This is a genomic window from Arthrobacter sp. NamB2 (assembly GCF_005281365.1).
Taxonomy (GTDB): Bacteria; Actinomycetota; Actinomycetes; order Actinomycetales; family Micrococcaceae; genus Arthrobacter_D.
This window is the reverse complement of the sequence record NZ_SZWI01000006.1, coordinates 15,065-32,269: the sequence shown is the minus strand read 5'-3', so window position 1 is coordinate 32,269 and position 17,205 is coordinate 15,065. Positions and strand designations below refer to the sequence as shown.

11 protein-coding genes are annotated in these 17,205 nt (G+C 68.8%); 1 reads left to right on the top strand and 10 read right to left on the bottom strand.

What is annotated here, in order from left to right:
* Nucleotides 1–28: 28 nt before the first annotated feature.
* The 10 genes from FDK12_RS11235 to FDK12_RS11190 form a co-directional block, all read right to left on the bottom strand.
* Nucleotides 29–1,753, bottom strand: coding sequence for a cation:proton antiporter (locus tag FDK12_RS11235; protein ID WP_137369663.1), 1,725 nt, complete (start codon nt 1,751–1,753; stop codon nt 29–31).
* 238 nt (nt 1,754–1,991) lie between these two features.
* Nucleotides 1,992–2,804 (bottom strand): spermidine synthase, encoded by an 813-nt coding sequence (locus tag FDK12_RS11230; RefSeq protein ID WP_137369662.1) that lies wholly within the window; start codon nt 2,802–2,804, stop codon nt 1,992–1,994.
* Between the two features lie 215 nt (nt 2,805–3,019).
* A complete protein-coding gene (locus tag FDK12_RS11225) occupies nt 3,020–3,559 on the bottom strand; it encodes a GNAT family N-acetyltransferase (protein WP_223263242.1) in 540 nt (179 codons plus the stop codon).
* A 46-nt stretch (nt 3,560–3,605) separates the two neighbouring features.
* A complete protein-coding gene (locus tag FDK12_RS11220) occupies nt 3,606–3,947 on the bottom strand; it encodes an MTH1187 family thiamine-binding protein (RefSeq protein ID WP_137369661.1) in 342 nt (113 codons plus the stop codon).
* Nucleotides 3,948–3,978: 31 nt separating this feature from the next.
* Nucleotides 3,979–5,253 (bottom strand): Nramp family divalent metal transporter, encoded by a 1,275-nt coding sequence (locus tag FDK12_RS11215; RefSeq protein WP_223263241.1) that lies wholly within the window; start codon nt 5,251–5,253, stop codon nt 3,979–3,981.
* Nucleotides 5,254–5,389: 136 nt separating this feature from the next.
* Nucleotides 5,390–10,408, bottom strand: coding sequence for a fibronectin type III domain-containing protein (locus FDK12_RS15420; RefSeq protein WP_317616735.1), 5,019 nt, complete (start codon nt 10,406–10,408; stop codon nt 5,390–5,392).
* Nucleotides 10,409–10,571: 163 nt separating this feature from the next.
* Nucleotides 10,572–11,615, bottom strand: a complete 1,044-nt coding sequence (locus tag FDK12_RS11205) for a LacI family DNA-binding transcriptional regulator (protein ID WP_137369659.1) — start codon at nt 11,613–11,615, stop codon at nt 10,572–10,574.
* A 19-nt stretch (nt 11,616–11,634) separates the two neighbouring features.
* Nucleotides 11,635–12,528 (bottom strand): carbohydrate ABC transporter permease, encoded by an 894-nt coding sequence (locus FDK12_RS11200; RefSeq protein WP_137369658.1) that lies wholly within the window; start codon nt 12,526–12,528, stop codon nt 11,635–11,637.
* Nucleotide 12,529: 1 nt separating this feature from the next.
* Nucleotides 12,530–13,399 carry a carbohydrate ABC transporter permease gene (locus tag FDK12_RS11195; protein ID WP_137369830.1) on the bottom strand — a complete coding sequence of 290 codons (870 nt, stop codon included), beginning with the start codon at nt 13,397–13,399 and terminating at the stop codon, nt 12,530–12,532.
* Between the two features lie 238 nt (nt 13,400–13,637).
* A complete protein-coding gene (locus FDK12_RS11190) occupies nt 13,638–14,939 on the bottom strand; it encodes an ABC transporter substrate-binding protein (RefSeq protein WP_137369657.1) in 1,302 nt (433 codons plus the stop codon).
* A 178-nt stretch (nt 14,940–15,117) separates the two neighbouring features.
* Between FDK12_RS11190 and FDK12_RS11185 the strand changes: the two genes are divergently transcribed.
* Complete coding sequence (locus FDK12_RS11185) at nt 15,118–17,196, top strand: beta-galactosidase (RefSeq protein ID WP_137369656.1); 2,079 nt, start codon at nt 15,118–15,120, stop codon at nt 17,194–17,196.
* Nucleotides 17,197–17,205: the final 9 nt, after the last annotated feature.

Genomic DNA, 17,205 nt, shown 5'->3' with positions numbered 1-17,205 from the left:
CAGCGCCACCGGAAGGACCTGCGCCGTGCTAGCCGCTCCGTGGCCGCAGGCGCGTCTCCTCGACGTCGAGGATGCGCTGGGCCCGTGCGAGCACCCGCGAGGAATAGGTTCCGCGGGCCCTGGCTGCCAGTAGTGCCTGCCGCTCCGCCTCGAGCACGGCGAGCCGGAGGTCGCGGTACTGGCGGTGGGGCGAGCGCACGAGCTTCTGTTCCGACAGACGGGCCTTCTCCCACTCGACCTCGCTCCGCATACCCGTTTCCATCCGCACGCGGTCCAGCACGTCGTCGTCCACAGGGACGTCCTCCCCCACGACGGCCTGCGGGTCCTCCAGGACACGCAGGCCCTCCCTCCGCAGTTCGTCGAAGAGGGTCGCGGATTCCTCACGGTCGGTACCCACATCGATGCCCTCGATCCTCAGCACCCGGATGAGGGCGGGCAGGGTGCTGCCCTGCACCAGCAGGGTGGCGACGGCGACGGTGAAGGCGATCAGCACCAGCTGCTCCCGATAGGCGAACGACGACGGAAGGGATTGCGCCGCAGCGAGCGTCACCACCCCGCGCATGCCGGACCACCCGAGGACAGTGGCGCCCTTCCAGCCGAATCCCTCGCGCCGTTCGAGGTCGAGGTCAGCCTGGCGCCGCGCGTACAGCCTGGTCAGGGCCCGCTTGCGGCGCTCCTGCCGACCATCGAGGTGCTCCTGCTGCCTGAGCCTGGCCAGGCCCCGACGAAGCTGGAAGGTCCGCCGCTCGGCCCGGCTCGGCAGCCGCCGCATCAGCAGCACGAGGGGGAACACCCAGACGAACCTGATGAGGATCAGCACGAGGGTGGCCAGGAGACCGATCTGCACCGTCTGCCCGACCGTCAGCAGCGATTCGTCGATGTTCTGCAGCAGGCTCCGGACCTCGAGTCCGATCAGCAGGAAGACGCCGTTCTCGAGGAGGAACTGCACCGTGCGCCAGTTCACGTTGTCGCTGATCCGGGCGCGTGCGTCGAGGTGGCTCGCGCTCCGGTGGCCCGTGTAGATACCTGCCACGACCACCGCCAGCACACCCGAGGCGCCGAGTTCCTCGGCGGGGATGAAGGCGACGAACGGGACCGCCAGCGATATGGCGGTGTCCAGCACGGGATCGTCGAGCTTCGCGCGGACGAGGACAGTCACCACGCCGACCACGTATCCCACCAGGACCGCCACGACCACGGCGAACGCGAAGTCCGCCACGGCCGAGCCGACGCCGGACAGCGCCCCCGCTGATGCCGCGATGGCGCTGCGCAGGAGAACGAGCGCCGTGGCGTCATTGACCAGGCCCTCCCCCTCGAGCACCGTGAGCAGGCGCGGCGGCAGACCGAGCCGCCGCCCGATCGAGGTGGCCGCTACGGCGTCGGGCGGACTGATGACAGCACCCAGCGCGATCGCCGCGGGGAGGCCCAACCCTGGCAGGAGCACATGCAGGAGCAACCCCGTAGCGAGCGCCGAGACCACGACGAGCGCCACGGAGAGACTGACGATCGGCGTCAGGTTGCGTCGGAAGTCCGTCACGGGCGTCTTGATCGCCGCGGCGTAGAGCAGGGGTGGCAGGATGCCCGTGAGGATCCACTCGTCCGGGATGCTGAAACTGGGGACCCCGGGCACGAAGGACAGGCCGATCCCGACGACCACCAGGATGAGCGGGGCTGCCACACCCACGCGCCTGGAGAGGACGGCGACCGCCACGAGGACGGCGATCCCGATGATTCCCAGCAGTCCCACTTCCACGCTGCCAGCCTAGTGCCGGGCTGTTCGGGGTGCCCGGGGCCTCCGTTCATCCTTGGCCGGGTTGACGCTTCGGACACCTCGGGCTCGCGAGTGCCGTCCCCTCAGGCCCTGCCCGGGTCGCCAGCGTCGGCCGCGGCGTTGAGCGACGGCCCGCCCGTGCCCGTTGCTCCCCGGCCGGGCGGCCCTGGGCGACTCGGCCTTGCCCGTCGTCAGCCACCACCGGGCCCGCTGCGCCTGGTCAGTCCGTGAGGATGCGTGCCCCGGCCGCGAAGGACCTCACCCGGGCGTCCTGCCAGATCTGCGCCGGAACGCCACCGCCGAGCAGTTCGCGTGCCAGCCCCGGGTCCTCGGCCAGCGGAGCGTCACTCCCAGCGATGATCACGTTGCCATAGCGCCTGCCCTTGAGCATGGCGGGATCGGCGATGACGACGGTATGGTCGAACGCCTCTCCGATGGTGGCCGCTTCGCGTTTGGCCATCGCCAGGTTCGGGCTGTCCCCGCAGTTGACCACGTAGACGCCGTCAGCGGCGAGCACACGCTTGGCGGCCTGCGTGAACTCCAGCGTGGTGAGCGGCTCGGGAGTGATGCTGCCCGCGAAGACGTCACGGATGACGAGGTCACGGCTCTGCTCACTGAGCGATTCCGTCACGGCTCGCGCCTCCCCGACGCGGATGCGGACGAGGGGCGCCCGCGGGAGGTCGAACCATTCACGCACCAGCTCCGCAAGCCGTCCGTCCAGCTCGACGACGACCTGGCGTGCCTGCGGGTGGGAGGATGCGAAACGGCGGGCGAGCGAGCAGGCCCCTCCGCCGAGGTGCAGGACGCGGAGCCTCTCGGACGCCGCCCAGCGGGAGTCGACGAGGGAAGCGATCCACCGCATGTACTCGAAGTCGAGCCGGAGCGGGTCGGCGAGGTCGATGTGCGAGCTGGGCACTCCGTTGATGCGCAACACCCAGCCGTTCGCGTTGTACGGGTCCGGTTCGAGCTCGCACGTTCCGGTATCGATGGGGAACTCGCCGATCTCCGGGCGCGCACCGGCGGTCTTCGCCATCAGGAAAGCCTCTTCATGTCGTGATCCGCACGGGAACCAGGCACTCCCGCCGTCCCGCACCGCGCCCGGCCCTTGTCAGGACCCGGTGTGGTAAGTGGACCCTTCAAGTATCGCGGCTTCAGGTTCCCACCTGCCACGTGGTGTCGGGGGTGGGGCCTCCTCCTGCGCGACGAGGTGGACGGCGCGGTGTGATACCGCCCGGAGCCCGGCCGCCTTCAGCCCGGCTGGTCGGCCCGGTGCATGCGGAACATCGGCTTGTGGTGCCACGTGGGTCCGCAGAGCATCCTGGTGCCGTCCGGCACGAAGCCGTTGCGGAGGTAGAAGCGCTCGGCCCGCGGGTTGTCGTCGAGGATCCACAGATAGGCCGCGCGGGTCCCGATGGCGGTGTCGAGCAGCCGTTGTCCGAGACCCGTTCCATGCGTGGACCGCAGGGTGTAGATGTGGTGCAGCTCGAAGTCGGGCCTGTCCTCGTCCCGCCCCGGGCCGGAGGTCGCGATGGCGACCGGCTCTCCGGCGTCGTCGTATGCCAGCCAGCTCCGCGCGCTCCCCGGCGTCCGCTCCGCTTCCTCGAAGGCCGCGCGCCGCCGTTCGATCATGGCGGGCAGCTCGGCGTCGTAGTACTCGTGATACTCCGGCGGCATGATGTGCTCGTACGTCTCGTGCAGGGCTGCGACGTGCGTGCGGGCATACGCCTCGGCGTCGTCCACAGTGGCCGGTCGGATCAGGTAGGGCAGCGTCAGCAAGGGCTGTGTCACTACTCCAGTTTAGTGTCCTGAGGCTACGGAGTGGCCGGCTGTCGCATCAGGAGTGGCCCTCGAACTGTTCCTGCTCGGTGAGCGCCGCCTCGAGCCGCTCGACCTTGCCGGTCAGCTCGCCCGTGCGGCCCGGGCGGATGTCCGCCTTCAGCACGAGGGAGACGCGGCTGCCGTAGCGGCCCACTGCCTCCGTCGCGTTCTTGACCACGGCCATCACCTCGTCCCAGTCCCCCTCGATGGTGGTGAACATCGAGTCGGTGTGGTTCGGCAGCCCGGATTCACGGACGACGGCGACTGCGGCGGCCACGGCGTCGTGCACGGACCCGTCGGGGTTCTCGCGGGAGAAGTCGGACGTTCCGGACGGGGCGACGCTGAAGGCTACGAGCATGGTCCCAGTCTGGCATGCACCCCGCCGCGGGTCAGCCTCCGGAGACCGCCTTGACGAGTTCGTTCGCGCCGAGGACGAGGAACACGATGGTCGTGACCGTGAGGAACACGTTCGACAGCCACTTGTTCCGCCACTCCTTCGCGAGCCGGGTGCTGTTCAGGAGGACCAGGAGCGTGATGGCCAGGAACGGCATGAAGAGGGAGCCGAGGACCCCGTAGAGAAGGATCAGGAAGAAGGGCCGTCCGATGAGCAGCAGCAGCATCGGCGGAACGGTCAGCCACAGCATGTACGCACGTGCCGGCTTGCTGGTGGCGCCCGGAGCGTCGTCGTCGGAGAGGTCATCCGCCTTCTTGCGGAAGTTCGCCCAGAAGTCGGCGAACATGAGGCTGACGCCGTGCCACACGCCCAGCAGCGAGGAGAACGACGACGCCCAGAAACCCACCAGGAAGACCTTCGCCCAGACGACCCCGTAACGGTCCTCGAGCACTTCGCCCATGTCGAGCAGGCCGCGGTCACCCGTCTGGAGCGAGATGTTCGCGGAGTAGAGCAGCTCGGCGCCCAGGATGAGCATGCAGACCACGAAGATGCCGGTCACGGTGTAGGCCACCGTGTTGTCCACCCGCATGACGTTCATCCACCTGGGCCGGTTCCATCCTTTCTCCCTCAGCCAGTACCCGTAGGCCGCGAGGGTGATGGTGCCCCCGACGCCACCCGCGAGTCCCAGCACGTAGAAGACGGAGCCGGCAGGGAGGGTGGGTACCAGCCCGGTGAGCATCGACGGGATGTTCGGCAGGGCGAGGACGGCGGAACCGACCACCGAGATGAACATGATGGCGATCATCACGGTCATGATCTTCTCGAAGAGGCCGTACCGGCCGAACCAGACCAGGGCGAGGCCGATCAGCCCCGAGGCCACCGCGAAGACGTTGAGCGGGATCGCGGGGAAGAGTGCCTGGAGTGGCAACGCCGTGGAGCTCATCGCGGTCGCGCCGTACACGAAACCCCAGATGACGATGTACGGGCCGAAGTACCAGCTGGTCCAGACGCCGAGGGTCCGCCAGCCCTGGAAGATGGTCTTTCCCGTGGCGAGGTACCAGCGACCCACTCCCTCGACGAGGATGATCTTGAGGACGCAGCCGATCACCGCGGCCCACAGGAGTGCGTACCCGTACTGGCTGCCGGCTATCAGGGTGGCAACGAGGTCGCCGGCGCCGACGCCGGTCGCCGCTGCCAGCAGCCCTGGTCCGACGATCCTCCACTTCGGTCTCTCGAGCCCGTCGACGTCCGTACGCGCACCCTCAGCCACTGCCTGCTCCCTCGAAGTCGTGATCGTTCCGTCGAGAGCTTAGCAAGGGCCCTGAGCAGTCCTGACCCGCCGGCGGACAGGGCAGGGGCCCGGACGTCCACCGTCCGGGCCCCTGCGGTGTCCGTTGTGCTCGCCGTCAGCTACCGGTGACCCGGAGCGCCTCCCAGCCGTGGAGTGCACCGTCGCCGGAGTACACGACGACCTTGTTGTTGCCCGGGCGGGTGTCCGCGGGCGTGGTCACGGTGACCTCGCCGTCGTCGGACGCCTGCCGCCAGCCGAGCCCCGAGCCGTTGAGGTACACGTAGTACCACTGGCCCGCTTCGAGGTTCTCCAGTGTCACCTCGCTGGGCCCGCGGCCGAACTTCTCACCCGCGAGACCGAGGTCGACGCGGGTGGCGTCCTTGAGGTCCTTCGCTCCCGCGGGGCCCGGCACGAAGGACGGCTCCGGATTCAGGAGTTCGCCCGGCCCCGTGTCCTCGCCCGTGTAGGAGATGCTCGGCGCCGCAGGCTGCTGCATGTCCTTCCCGAGGAAGTAGGAGGTGTGGGGCGGCTGGTTGTACGCGGTGTTCTGCCACGCCACGCCCAGCCGGTACACCGGATCCGACTGCAGCGTCCTGATGCGGTGATCGGTGACGTCGACCGTCGTCGCGATGCGCAGTGCGGACGAATCGTCGGTGCGCGTCATGATCTCCTCGCGCCAGTCACCGAAGAGGTCCGCCTGCAGGGCCGGGTTCGCCTTCGTGGTGTTGTTGCTCAGCGTGCCCTCAGCCCGGTAGATCTCCTCGGACTCCTGGGTGGCAGGGTTCCACTTCGAGATGGTCGGGACTCCGGCGGCCGCCGCCGCATCGTAGTCGTTGTCCGTGATCTCGCGCAGCAGGTCGCCGTCCCACCAGGTGACGAAGTTCGCCGCCGGGATCTTCTCCGACAGCAGTTCGCCGGAGGACGAGCGGAGCTGACCGACCGGCGAGTTGTAGGCGGCGTCCCCGCCGATCGCCCAGCCCTCCGCGCCGGGGTGGTTCGGATCGATGTCAGCCATGGCGGCACGGCCGGTGTCGCGGGCGGCAGGGATGGACCAGAGGATCTCACCCGTCGCGGCGTCGCGGTAGGTCGCACCGCGGTTGCCGGAGGAGTTCATGTCCTCGTGCGCCGCGAAGACCTCGAGACCCGGGTTGGTCGGGTCGAAGTCGGAGACGTGCAGGGCGTCGCCGTGGCCGAGGCCCGTGGTGTACAGCGCCTCGCCGTCGTCGTCGATGGTCATGGACCCGAAGACGATCTCGTCCTTCTGGTCCCCGTCGACGTCCGCCACCGAGAACTCGTGGTTGCCCTGTCCCCGGTACTGGCTGCCCGACTCGTCGGAGTCGAACGTCCAGCGCGAGGTGAGGTCGGTGCCGTCGAAGTCGAAGGCGGCGATCACGGCGCGGGTGTAGTAGCCGCGGCTGAAGACGACGCTCGGCTTCTCGCCGTCGAGGTAGGCCACGCCGGCCAGGAAGCGGTCCACGCGGTTGCCATAGGTGTCGCCCCACGATCCGACGTCGCCGCGGGCCGGGATGTAGTCGATCGTGTCGACCGCCGCGCCCGTCGCGCCGTCGAACACCGTGAGGTACTCGGGGCCGCTGAGGACGTGGCCGGAGGAGTTCCGGTGGTCGGCCGCAGGGTCGCCGATCACGGTGCCCGCGCCGTCCACGGTGCCGTCGGCGGTCTTCAGGGTGACCTCGGCCTTCCCGTTGCCGTCGAGGTCGAAGACCTGGAACTGCGTGTAGTGCGCGCCGGCCCGGATGTTCTTCCCGAGGTCGATACGCCACAGGCGCGTTCCGTCGAGCTTGTAGGCATCGATGTAGACGGTCCCGGTGTAGCCGGCCTGCGAGTTGTCGCGGCTGTTGGTGGGATCCCACTTGAGGATGACCTCGTACTCGCCGTCGCCGTCGACGTCGCCCACGGAGGCATCACCGGCCTTGTAGGAGTAAGGCTGGCCGTCCTTGGTGACGGCGTCGGCCGGCTTCTGGATCGGGACGTCGAGGTACTGCTGGTCCCAGACCGTGAAGTCCTCGGTGGCCCAGCGCTCGACGCCGTCGACGACGGAGCTCACGCGGTACACCGATTGGGCCGAGCCCTCGGCATCGAGCAGGTTCGTGCTCTCGGTGACGGGGGAATCCGTGACGCGCTCGCCGTCGCGGTAGACGTGGAAGGCGATGCCGTCGTCGTCCAGGCCGAGCATGCGCCACCCCACGTAGACGCCGCCCTCGCCCTGCACCGCCACGGGCGCCCGGTCCAGCCGCTCGGCCTGGCGCTGCAGCGTGGTGGCCGCCGGGGAGGTGATCGTCGAGGACCGCTCGGAGGCGCCGCCAGCGTTCACGGCAGCGACCGCATACGTGTACTCGATGGTCGTGAGGACATCGCGGTCCGTGTAGCTCGCGCTGTCGGCCCGGCCCACGGCTTCGAAGTCGCCGAGCGTGCCGTCGGCCTTCGGCTCGGCGCGGTACACCTGGTAGAACAGGGCTCCGTCCGACGGCGTCCAGCTGATCGTGACGTCGTTCTTGTTGACGGCGCCGAGTGTGAGCCCGGTCGGCGCGGGAGCCGTCGGGACGTCCGGATCCACCGTGGTGAGCACCAGCGCGTTCGACGCGACGGACTCGGTGCCGCCCGCAGCGAGGGCGACGACGGTGTAGGTGTACTCGAGCCCGACGTCCGCCGTCGTGTCCGTGAACGCGGAGTCCTTCGTGTCGCCGATCGCGACCCGCGCGGTGGAGCCGGACGCCGTGCGGTACACGCGGTAGCCCGCGGCTCCCTCGGCCGCCTGCCAGGTGAGGGACACGGCGACACCGGCCCCGTCGATGCTGAGGTCCTTCAGCGCGAGGTCCGACGGCGCCAGCTGCAGCGGCGTGATCTCGATGCCGTTGAGGCGCGACGACGTCCCCGTCATGACGAGGTTGAGCTGGCCGTCGGTGACGAGGACGGGCTCGCTGGTCTTCTGTGCGACGGCGGCACGGCCGGCGTTGGCCGATCCGAAGTCCTTGCCCTCGAGCTGCACATTGGAGCGGCTCGTGCCGATCCAGTCACCGCTGTACGTCTTCACGGCGTAGGAGCCGTTCGGTACGTCGACGGCGAAGTCGTGGCTCGGCGTCGGCAGCAGGAAGTCGCGCTCGAGGTCCGTGGGCGGCGGCGTGAACGCTATCCCGCGATCCCGACCGGCCAGTCCCGTGGTGTTGAGGAAACCCCAGCCGCGCTGCGCCGAGTAGGCGCTCGTCTGGTTGACCTCGGTGTAGCCGGGCATCACCGGCGATCCGGCCTGCTGGACGTCGAAGCGGTACAGGGGCGACTTCGTGGCGACGCGCACGGCCGCGGACGGCGCCGACTCCCCCCGCCCGTTGACGGCGACGACGCGCACGTCGTACTCCCTGCCTTCAGCCAGGCCCGGCACGGCCGCCTGCGGAAGGGTCGAGGTCGCCACGAGGGCGTACGCTTCGTCCCCCGTCCCCGCGTCCCTCCGGAACACGCGGTAGATGTCCGCGCCCTCGACGGCGCCCCAGGTGAGCTGCGCGGTTGAGTTGGAGACGCTCGCGACGACGACCCCGGCCGGAGCCGCCGGCACTGCTGCCGGCGGTTCGGCTTCCTCGACCGCGGCGGCCAGCGGGATGTCGAGCCCCGCGACGCCGTCGGCCACCAGGCGGGCCATCTGGATGGCGCCGTACTCCTGGAAGTGGGTGTCATCCACCGTGCCCGTGGGCCTGCTCGGGTACACGCCGGCCGGGACGTGGAGGTAGACCGACTTGGCCGCCTCCGCACCGATCTCGTCGAGGTAGGCGCGGCTCGATGCCGCAAGGTCGACGATCGGCGTCCCGGTCTCCGCGGCCAGCTTCTGCACGGCCTCGACGTAGGCGGGGAAGGACACCACGGCCTTGCCGTCGGGCCCGAACGCCCGCCGGGACACCGGGGTGACGAGCACGGGCGTCGCACCGCGCTGTCGCGCGCCGTCCACGTACGTCCGGAGGTACTCGTAGTAGTCGGCGGGGGCGGCGAAGCGGTCGTCGACGCCGTAGCTGTTGTCGTTGTGGCCGAACTGCACGAACAGGTAGTCCCCCGGCTTGATGCCGCGCAGCACCTCGTCGAGGCGGCCCTGGCTGATGAAGTTCTTGGAACTGCGGCCGCCGATCGCCCGGTTGTCCACGGCGACGTCGTCGTCGAGGTAGCGGTCGATCATCTGCCCCCAGCCCGCCTGCGGCGCGACATCCGACCGGTACGTCTGCACCGTCGAGTCACCCGTGACCCAGACCGTCGGCGTCGGTGCCTGGGCACGGTCCGCCCGGCGCTTGATGGTCAGCGCGTTCAGGTTGGCCGCCGCCCCGGCGAAGTCGAGGTTGAGCTGGCCGTCGACGACGGCGATGTCGAAGGACATCTCGAGGTACTGACCGGCCGTCCGCGTGGTGGGCTGCACCTTGGTCATCTGCTCGGCGACGATCGCGATGTCCGTCGCGCCCGCGGCGTCGCCGGCCGTGAGGCCCACGGTGTAGTCGCCGTTGGGGAGATCGACGACGAGTTCGGTGTCGCCGACCGTCACGAAGTCGGAGCGCGTGGCGTCCGGCGTCCCGCGGTCGGTGGCCGTGACCTTCGAGGGATCGACGAATCCCGCCCGCAAAGTGGCGCCATAGGCGGACGATGGGTCCAACCGCGCGGCGCCCGGCGCCAGCGCACCGGATCCGAGGTCGAACGTGAGCAATCCGCCGTCGGGCAGCGCGGGCGGGTTGTTGTAGAAGCTCGACGCGGTCGCGGCGGACGGAGCGGTGATGCCGTCCGTTCCACGTGCCTGGACACGGTAGAAGTGCGGCGTCGAGGTGTCGACGGACGGATCCGTGGCGAAGACGTCGCCGCCGGTCTCCGCGACCTGCACGTAGTCGCCACCCACCGAATCCGCCCTCGAGATGACGTAGCCGGTGGCGCCCCGGACCTCGTTCCAGCGCAGCATCACGGACGTCTCCGTCACGCGTGCCATGCGCAGGTTCGTCGGAACGGGAAGCGACGACGTGGCTTCAGCGGCGGCGGGTGGAGGCGGTGGATCGAGCGCGAGGGCGGGTGTCCCGGCGACGGAGAGACCGAGGATCGTGACCCCGGCCAAAAGCGGGGAGGTGAAAAGGGCGCGTTGGAGACCGGATCGGGGCATGGGGAGGTACCTTCTCGTTTCGTCATTGAAAACGGTGAGCGGGATCGACTGCACTTCCGGATGCCGGGTACGGCGGCGTCCGGAGCAGATCAGCAGCGACGTCCCGTCAGCCTAACGGTGCGCGTGACAACTAATCAATGCTTTTGGGAAAACGCTTGCCGCTCTAGGACGGGTTCGCCGTATGGCCCGTCGATGCCCGCCCGACCAGGCGCGTGGGCAGGATGATCGAGGCAGGATCCTCGCCTCGGATCACACCGAGCAGGATGCGGACCATCTCGTGACTGATGCGGGCGAAGGGCTGGCGCATCGTGGTGAGGGCCGGGTCGGTCGCCGTCGCGACGGGAGAATCGTCGAAGCCCGCTACTGCGACGTCCTCCGGGACCCGCTTGCCCGCCGTGCGAAGGACATCAAGCGCTCCCGCTGCCATGAGGTCGTTGGCCGCGAAGACGGCGTCCAGGTCCGGCGCCTGCACCAGGAGCTGCCGCATGGCGTCCCGCCCGCTCTCCCTGCTGTAGTCACCCGGCGCCGTCAGCCTCTCGTCGAAGTCGTCGCCCATCTCCTCGCGGTACCCGCGGAGCCGTCCCACGCCGCCCGAGGTGTCCATGGGACCGGTGATGGTCGCGATCCTGGTGCGGCCCAGGCCGCGCAGGTAGGCCACCATCTCGCGCGCTCCCGCGGCGTCGTCGGCCGCTACGTAGCCGATCTTCCCTTCGTACCCCAGCGGAATGCCGCACGCGATCATCGGGACGCCGGACCGGTGGATCTCCCCCACGATCGACTGCCCGCGCGCGTGCGACGAGACGAGGAGGACCCCGTCCACGTGGCCAGCGGTGATGAACTCCCGGGCACGCCGCTGCTCGTCCTTCGTGCCGGCCATGATGAGGACGAGGGAGACGTCGTGGTCACCCAGCGCCTCGGAGGCCCCCCGCATGAGGATGGAGAAGTTCGGGTCCTCGAAGAGCCGCTCCTGGGTCTCGCTGAGCAGGAACGCAACCGTATTGGCCTTGCTCGTCGCCAGGCTGCGGGCGTGCGGGTTGATCCGGTAACCGGTCTTCTTGATGGCCAGTTCGACCGCGCTCAGCGCATCCGGGCTGACCCAGTGCCCGCCGTTGAGGACCCGCGACACAGTGCCCCGCGAGACGCCGGCCGTCCTGGCGACGTCGTCGATGGTGGGCCGCTTCGAGCCCCGGGCGCTGGTCACGGACATAGCGTATCCTCCAGCCCGATCAGGCCTTCACCGCTCCCGCAGCAAGGTCCACGCGCCAGAACCTCTGCAGCAGCAGGAACATGAGGATCAGCGGCAGGATGGACAGCAGCGCTCCCGTCACCACGAGTGTGTAGAGCGCAGGGGCCGAGGCACCCTGGTTCAGCAGCCCGTTGAGTCCCACCGTGATCGGGAACAGGGAATCGTCACCGAGCATGATGTACGGAAGCATGAAGTTGTTCCAGATGGCCACGAACTGGAACAGGAAGATGGTCACCAGGCCCGGGAGCATCATGGGCATCGCGATGCGGGCGAAGATGCCCAGCTCGCTCGACCCGTCCGTCCGGGCGGCCTCGACCACGTCGGTCGGGACCGCGGCCGCCGCGTAGATGCGCGCCAGGTAGATCCCGTAGGGGCTGATGATCTGCGGGAGGAACACGGCCCAGTAGGTGTTCGTCAGTCCGAGCTGTGCCATGAGGAAGTACTGGGGGATGGCGAGGATGACGCCGGGCACCAGCACACCCATCAGCAGGATGTTGAACACTGCGCCCTTGCCGGGAAAGGCGAACTTCGCGAGGACGTAGCCGGACAGCGCGGACACGAAGGTGGAGGCGATGGCGCCCGCCCCGGCGTAGAGCGCCGTGTTCGCCATCCAGCGCCAGAAGAGCCCGTCGCGGTAGCCGCTCAGTTCGGCGATGTTGTCGAACAGGTGGGTGCTCGGCGCGAAGGTGAACGTCGAGAAGAGCTCGGAACCATCCTTGGTGGAGGCCATGAGCACCCACAGCACCGGGAGCAGGCAGTAGAGCGCCCCGAGGAGCAGCAGGGCCGTGGCGACGGCGCTGGGCTTCTCGTGCCCGTGGACGCTGTCGCGGCGGTTCTTCAGAGATGGGGTGAGCGTGGAGTCAATGGCGGCCATGTCAGTCTTCCTGTCCGAATGCGCGCTTCTGGACCACGCGGAGGAATACGAAGGAGATCAGGAGGGTCGCGGCGGCGATGACGATCGAGCTCGCCGCGGCCGAGTAGATGTCGTCGCGCGTGAAGGCGTCGCGGTAGACCTTCATCAGCGGGGTCCAGCTGGTGGAGAGCGTGTTGGTCAGCGGGCGCAGCGTCGTGGGCTCGGCGAAGACCTGGAGCGTCGCCACGATGGAGAACAGCGCGGTCATGATGAGGGACGGCATCACGATCGGGATCTTGATGCGGAGGGCTATCTGCATCTCGGTGGCGCCGTCGAGCCTGGCCGCCTCGTAGATGTCGGTCGGGACGGCCTTGAGCGAGGTGTAGATGACGATCATGTTGAAGCCCACGCCTCCCCACAGCGCGATGTTCGCGATGCCGAACATGATGAGCTGCGACGAGAGGATCTGCGGCATGTCGATGCCGAGCCGTTCCGTCACGTAGTAGAGGGGACTCACGGACGGCAGGTACAGGAAACCCCAGAGCAGCGAACTGATGACGGCGGGCACCGCGTACGGCAGGAAGATCGATACCCGCGTGAAGGTCGTGGCCCTGGACCTGCGGGAGTCGAGCAGCAGGGCGAACAGGAGTGCGAGCCCCAGCATGCAGGGGATCAGGATGGCCCCGTACATCAGCACCCGGCCGACACTCGCACCGAACTCCGGGTCCCCCAGGGCCGCGACGTAGTTGTCCAGGCCTGCGAAGACCTGCTTCCGGGCGCCCGAGCCGAGCCCGAGCCCGGACACCTCGACGCGCTGGAAGCTGAGGTACAGCGTGTAGAAGATGGGCGCCGCCATGAAGACGGCGAACAGGAGGATGCCCGGAGCGAGCATCAGGTACGGCGTCACGACCCGCGACCTGAAGCGGTGCGAGCGGTGACCTGCGCTGCGACCGGCGCCACGACCGGATGCCCTGCCCGGCGGCGTGGTGCCGCTCTTGTCCACACCCCTGTCGGTGCGGGCGCTGGTGCTCCCGGATACTGCTGGCTGAACGCTCACGGTGTTCCCCTTCGAACGTCGGCCCCGCCGCCGGCCTCCACGGCCGGCGGCGGGACCGCTGGTACTGGTACGGCTACTTGACGTTGAAGCCGTTGTCCTCGAGATCGGCGACGGTGATCTCCTGCATGGCCTTGAGGGCGTCCACGAAGGCGGATTCCGTCTTCGCGTCTGCCGCCTTAGCGAACTCGTCGTTGTAGGCACTGAACGCGACGTTGACGTTGGGCCCGTAGGTGAACGGGCTGACCGTCTGCGCGACGTCCGCCGCGACGTCGTAGAAATCGGGCTGGTTGCTGAAGAACTCCGGCGCCGATGTCAGTGACGCTTCGGCTTCCTCGGTGGCAGCGGGGTAGATGCCGGATTCCGTGACGAGGGCCTGGACGGCTTCGGGATCCGTGTTCATCCACGTGGCGAACTCGGCCGCTGCGTCGGCGTGCTTGCTCTGGGTGGTGACGGCCGTCGAGGAACCGCCCCAGTTACCCGTGGCCTCCTCACCCTCCCACTGTGGCATCGGGGCGGCCTTCCAGAGGCCGGCGGTCTCGGCCGCGTTGCCGGACAGGACGCCCGGAGCCCACACGGCGCTGAGCCAGCCGACCTGGCTGCCGTCGTTGAGCCCTGAATTCCACTCCGGCGTGTACATCGGCTTGTTGTCGATGGCGCCCTCCTCGACGAGTCCGCCCCAGAAGGAGGCGACTTTCTCGGTGGCCTCGCTGTCGATGTCGACACCCCAGGAGTCGCCGTCGATGCTCCACCAGGACGTGCCGGCCTGCTGCGCCATGCCGGCGAACCAGCCGGCGTCGTTGGCGGAGAACGTGCCGAGGTAGCGCTTCGGATCGGACGCGTGGACGGCACGCGCGACGTCGGCGTACTCCTCCCAGGTGGTGGGCACCTCGAGACCGAGCTCCTCGAAGACGTCCGCGCGGTAGTAGAACATCATCGGGCCGGAGTCCTGCGGGACGGCGTACAGGGCGTCCCCGCCGAGCGTGACCGAGGACCAGACTCCTTCGGGGAACTTCTCCTCGAGGTCACCCGCCTGCTCCGAGATGTCGGCGAGCGCGTCGGATGCCACCAGCGTGGGGATCTTCTGGTACTCCGCCTGGATCAGGTCGGGAGCGCCGCTGCCGGCGTTGATGGCGGTGAGGAGCTTCGTGATCGCGGGATCTCCGCCGTCCTGCTTGCTGACGGTGACCTTGATGTCCGGGTTCTCCTCGTTCCACATCTCCACCACCTTCTCGATGTTGGGGGCCCAGGCCCAGAAGCTGAGCTCCACGGGGCCTTCAGCGGCGGACTCGTTTCCAGCAGGGCTGGAGCATCCCGCGGTGAGCAGGGCAGTTGCAACGACGGTAGCCATGGCACCGACGCGAAGAATTGAACGCATTTCGTCCTCCTTGTCGAAAGCAATCCAGTACGCCCCTCGAACGAGTACGGCGCCAGACTGTGAGCGGTTCCAGTACCGCATAGGGCTCGGAGCGCTGTCAAGATGGTTTGCGTGAGCTATCGCTGGTCGCCCTGCCCGTGCTACAACTGGGAGCGCACACAGTCGAAGGGGATTTTCCATGTCGCTTGACCACTCCGAGGTCACCACCCGGGGCGCCCTCGCGGGCACCGCCGTTCCGGACACCGCCACCGCTCCCGCAAGCCGGTCCTGGCCCGGCGGAACCCAGCAGCTGCGCTACGGCGGTGACTACAATCCCGAGCAGTGGCCTCGGCACGTGTGGCTCGAGGACATCGCGCTGATGCAGCAGACCGGGATCAACCTCGTGAGCATCGGCATCTTCTCCTGGGCCCTGCTGGAACCTCGTGACGGCGAGTTCGACTTCACCTTCCTCGACGACATCATGGACCTGCTCGCCTCGGCCGGCATCGACGTCGACCTCGGTACGCCCACCGCCGCACCGCCGGCCTGGTTCTGGAAGAAGTACCCGCAGGCCCGGCCGGTGACCCGCGAGGGCGTGACGCTCGGCCACGGGTCCCGTGGCATGGCGTCCCCCAGTTCTCCCGAGTACCGCCACCACGCTGCCCGCATCACCGCGGAGCTGGCCCGCCGGTACGCCGCCCATCCGGCACTGCGCATGTGGCACGTGCACAACGAGTACGGCGCCCCGATCAGCGAGTGCTATTCCGAGCACTCCGTGCGGGCTTTCCGCGCCTGGCTCGAGCATCGCTACGGCACGCTCGAGGCGCTCAACAACGCTTGGGGCACCACCTTCTGGGGGCAGCGCTACGGTGAATGGGACGAGATCGACGCGCCCCGGCTGAGTGCCACGGTGGTCAACCCGGCGCACCGGCTCGACTTCAAGCGGTTCACCTCCGATTCCCTCCTCGAGTGCTACGTCCTCGAGCGCGACACCATCCGGCAGTACACGCCGGACCTGCCCGTCACCACCAACTTCATGGCCACCAGTTGCCCCTCGCTCGACTACTGGTCGTGGGCCCGCGAGGTCGACGTCGTCGCCAACGACCACTACCTGACGGCCGAGCGGGAGGACAACCACGTGCTCCTGGCGCTCGACGCCGACTTCACGCGGTCACTCGCCGGTGGGAAACCGTGGATGCTCATGGAGCACTCGACCTCGGCGGTGAACTGGCAGCCGCGCAACATCGCCAAGCGGCCCGGCGAGATGCTGCGCAACAGCCTCAGCCACGTGGCGCGTGGAGCCGATGCCGTCATGTTCTTCCAGTTCAGGGCCTCGCGGTTCGGTGCCGAGAAGTTCCACTCCGCCATGGTTCCGCACCAGGGCACGGAGTCGCGCATCTTCCGGGAGGTGACCGAGCTCGGACACACCCTCGGCAGGGCGGGCGCCGTGCGTGGATCGACCGTCACCGCACGGGTAGCGATCCTGTGGGACACCGAGTCCTTCTGGGCGCAGGACCTCGAGTGGCGGCCGTCCGTGGACCTCGACCACCGCGAGCGCATCGAGGCCTACTACACCGCCCTGTGGCGGCGGGGCGTGACCGTGGACTTCGCACACCCGGAGCAGGATCTGGGCGCCTACGACCTCGTGCTCGCCCCCGCGCTCTACGCGGTGTCGGCCACTGCGCGCCTGAACCTGGAGGCCTACGTCGCGGAGGGCGGCAACCTCGTCGTCTCCTTCTTCTCGGGCGTGGTTGACGATCACGACGCCGTGCCTGCCGGAGGCTACCCCGGGCAGCTGCGGAACGTGCTGGGACTGACGGTGGCCGAATGGCTGCCGCTTCGTGAGCACGAGACCGTGGCCCTCGACGACGGCTCGACGGCGGACGTCTGGGCCGAGGAACTCGAGCTGGACGGCGCCCAGCACCACACCCGCTACGCCTCGGGTCCCACCGCAGGCAAGCCGGCCGTGACCGTGAACGCCTTCGGCAAGGGGGCGGCGTGGTACGTCTCCACGCGGCCGGAGGCGTCAGCACTCGATGCGCTGCTGGGCGAGGCCCTCGCCGCAGCCGGCATCCCCGACGGCCCGTCGGAGGCGGGCGTCGAGACCGTCCGCAGGACATCCGCGACGTCGGTCTTCACGTTCGTCCTCAACCACACCGACGGGGACGCCGCGCTGCCCGTCGGAGGAACGGAGCTCGTGAGCGGTCGTGACGTCTCGGCCGGCGACAGGCTCCCCGCAGGCGCCTCGGCGATCATCGAGACCGCCGTCGGCGCCTGATCTACCCCG

Bases quoted from the DNA above. Each gene is read 5' to 3' on its own strand.
- FDK12_RS11200 (WP_137369658.1), bottom strand. From the start codon at position 12,528: ATGGCCGCCATTGACTCCACGCTCACCCCATCTCTGAAGAACCGCCGC.
- FDK12_RS11185 (WP_137369656.1), top strand. From the start codon at position 15,118: ATGTCGCTTGACCACTCCGAGGTCACCACCCGGGGCGCCCTCGCGGGC.
- FDK12_RS11195 (WP_137369830.1), bottom strand. From the start codon at position 13,399: ATGCTCGCTCCGGGCATCCTCCTGTTCGCCGTCTTCATGGCGGCGCCC.
- FDK12_RS11190 (WP_137369657.1), bottom strand. From the start codon at position 14,939: ATGCGTTCAATTCTTCGCGTCGGTGCCATGGCTACCGTCGTTGCAACT.
- FDK12_RS11205 (WP_137369659.1), bottom strand. From the start codon at position 11,615: ATGTCCGTGACCAGCGCCCGGGGCTCGAAGCGGCCCACCATCGACGAC.
- FDK12_RS11220 (WP_137369661.1), bottom strand. From the start codon at position 3,947: ATGCTCGTAGCCTTCAGCGTCGCCCCGTCCGGAACGTCCGACTTCTCC.
- FDK12_RS11230 (WP_137369662.1), bottom strand. From the start codon at position 2,804: ATGGCGAAGACCGCCGGTGCGCGCCCGGAGATCGGCGAGTTCCCCATC.
- FDK12_RS15420 (WP_317616735.1), bottom strand. From the start codon at position 10,408: ATGCCCCGATCCGGTCTCCAACGCGCCCTTTTCACCTCCCCGCTTTTG.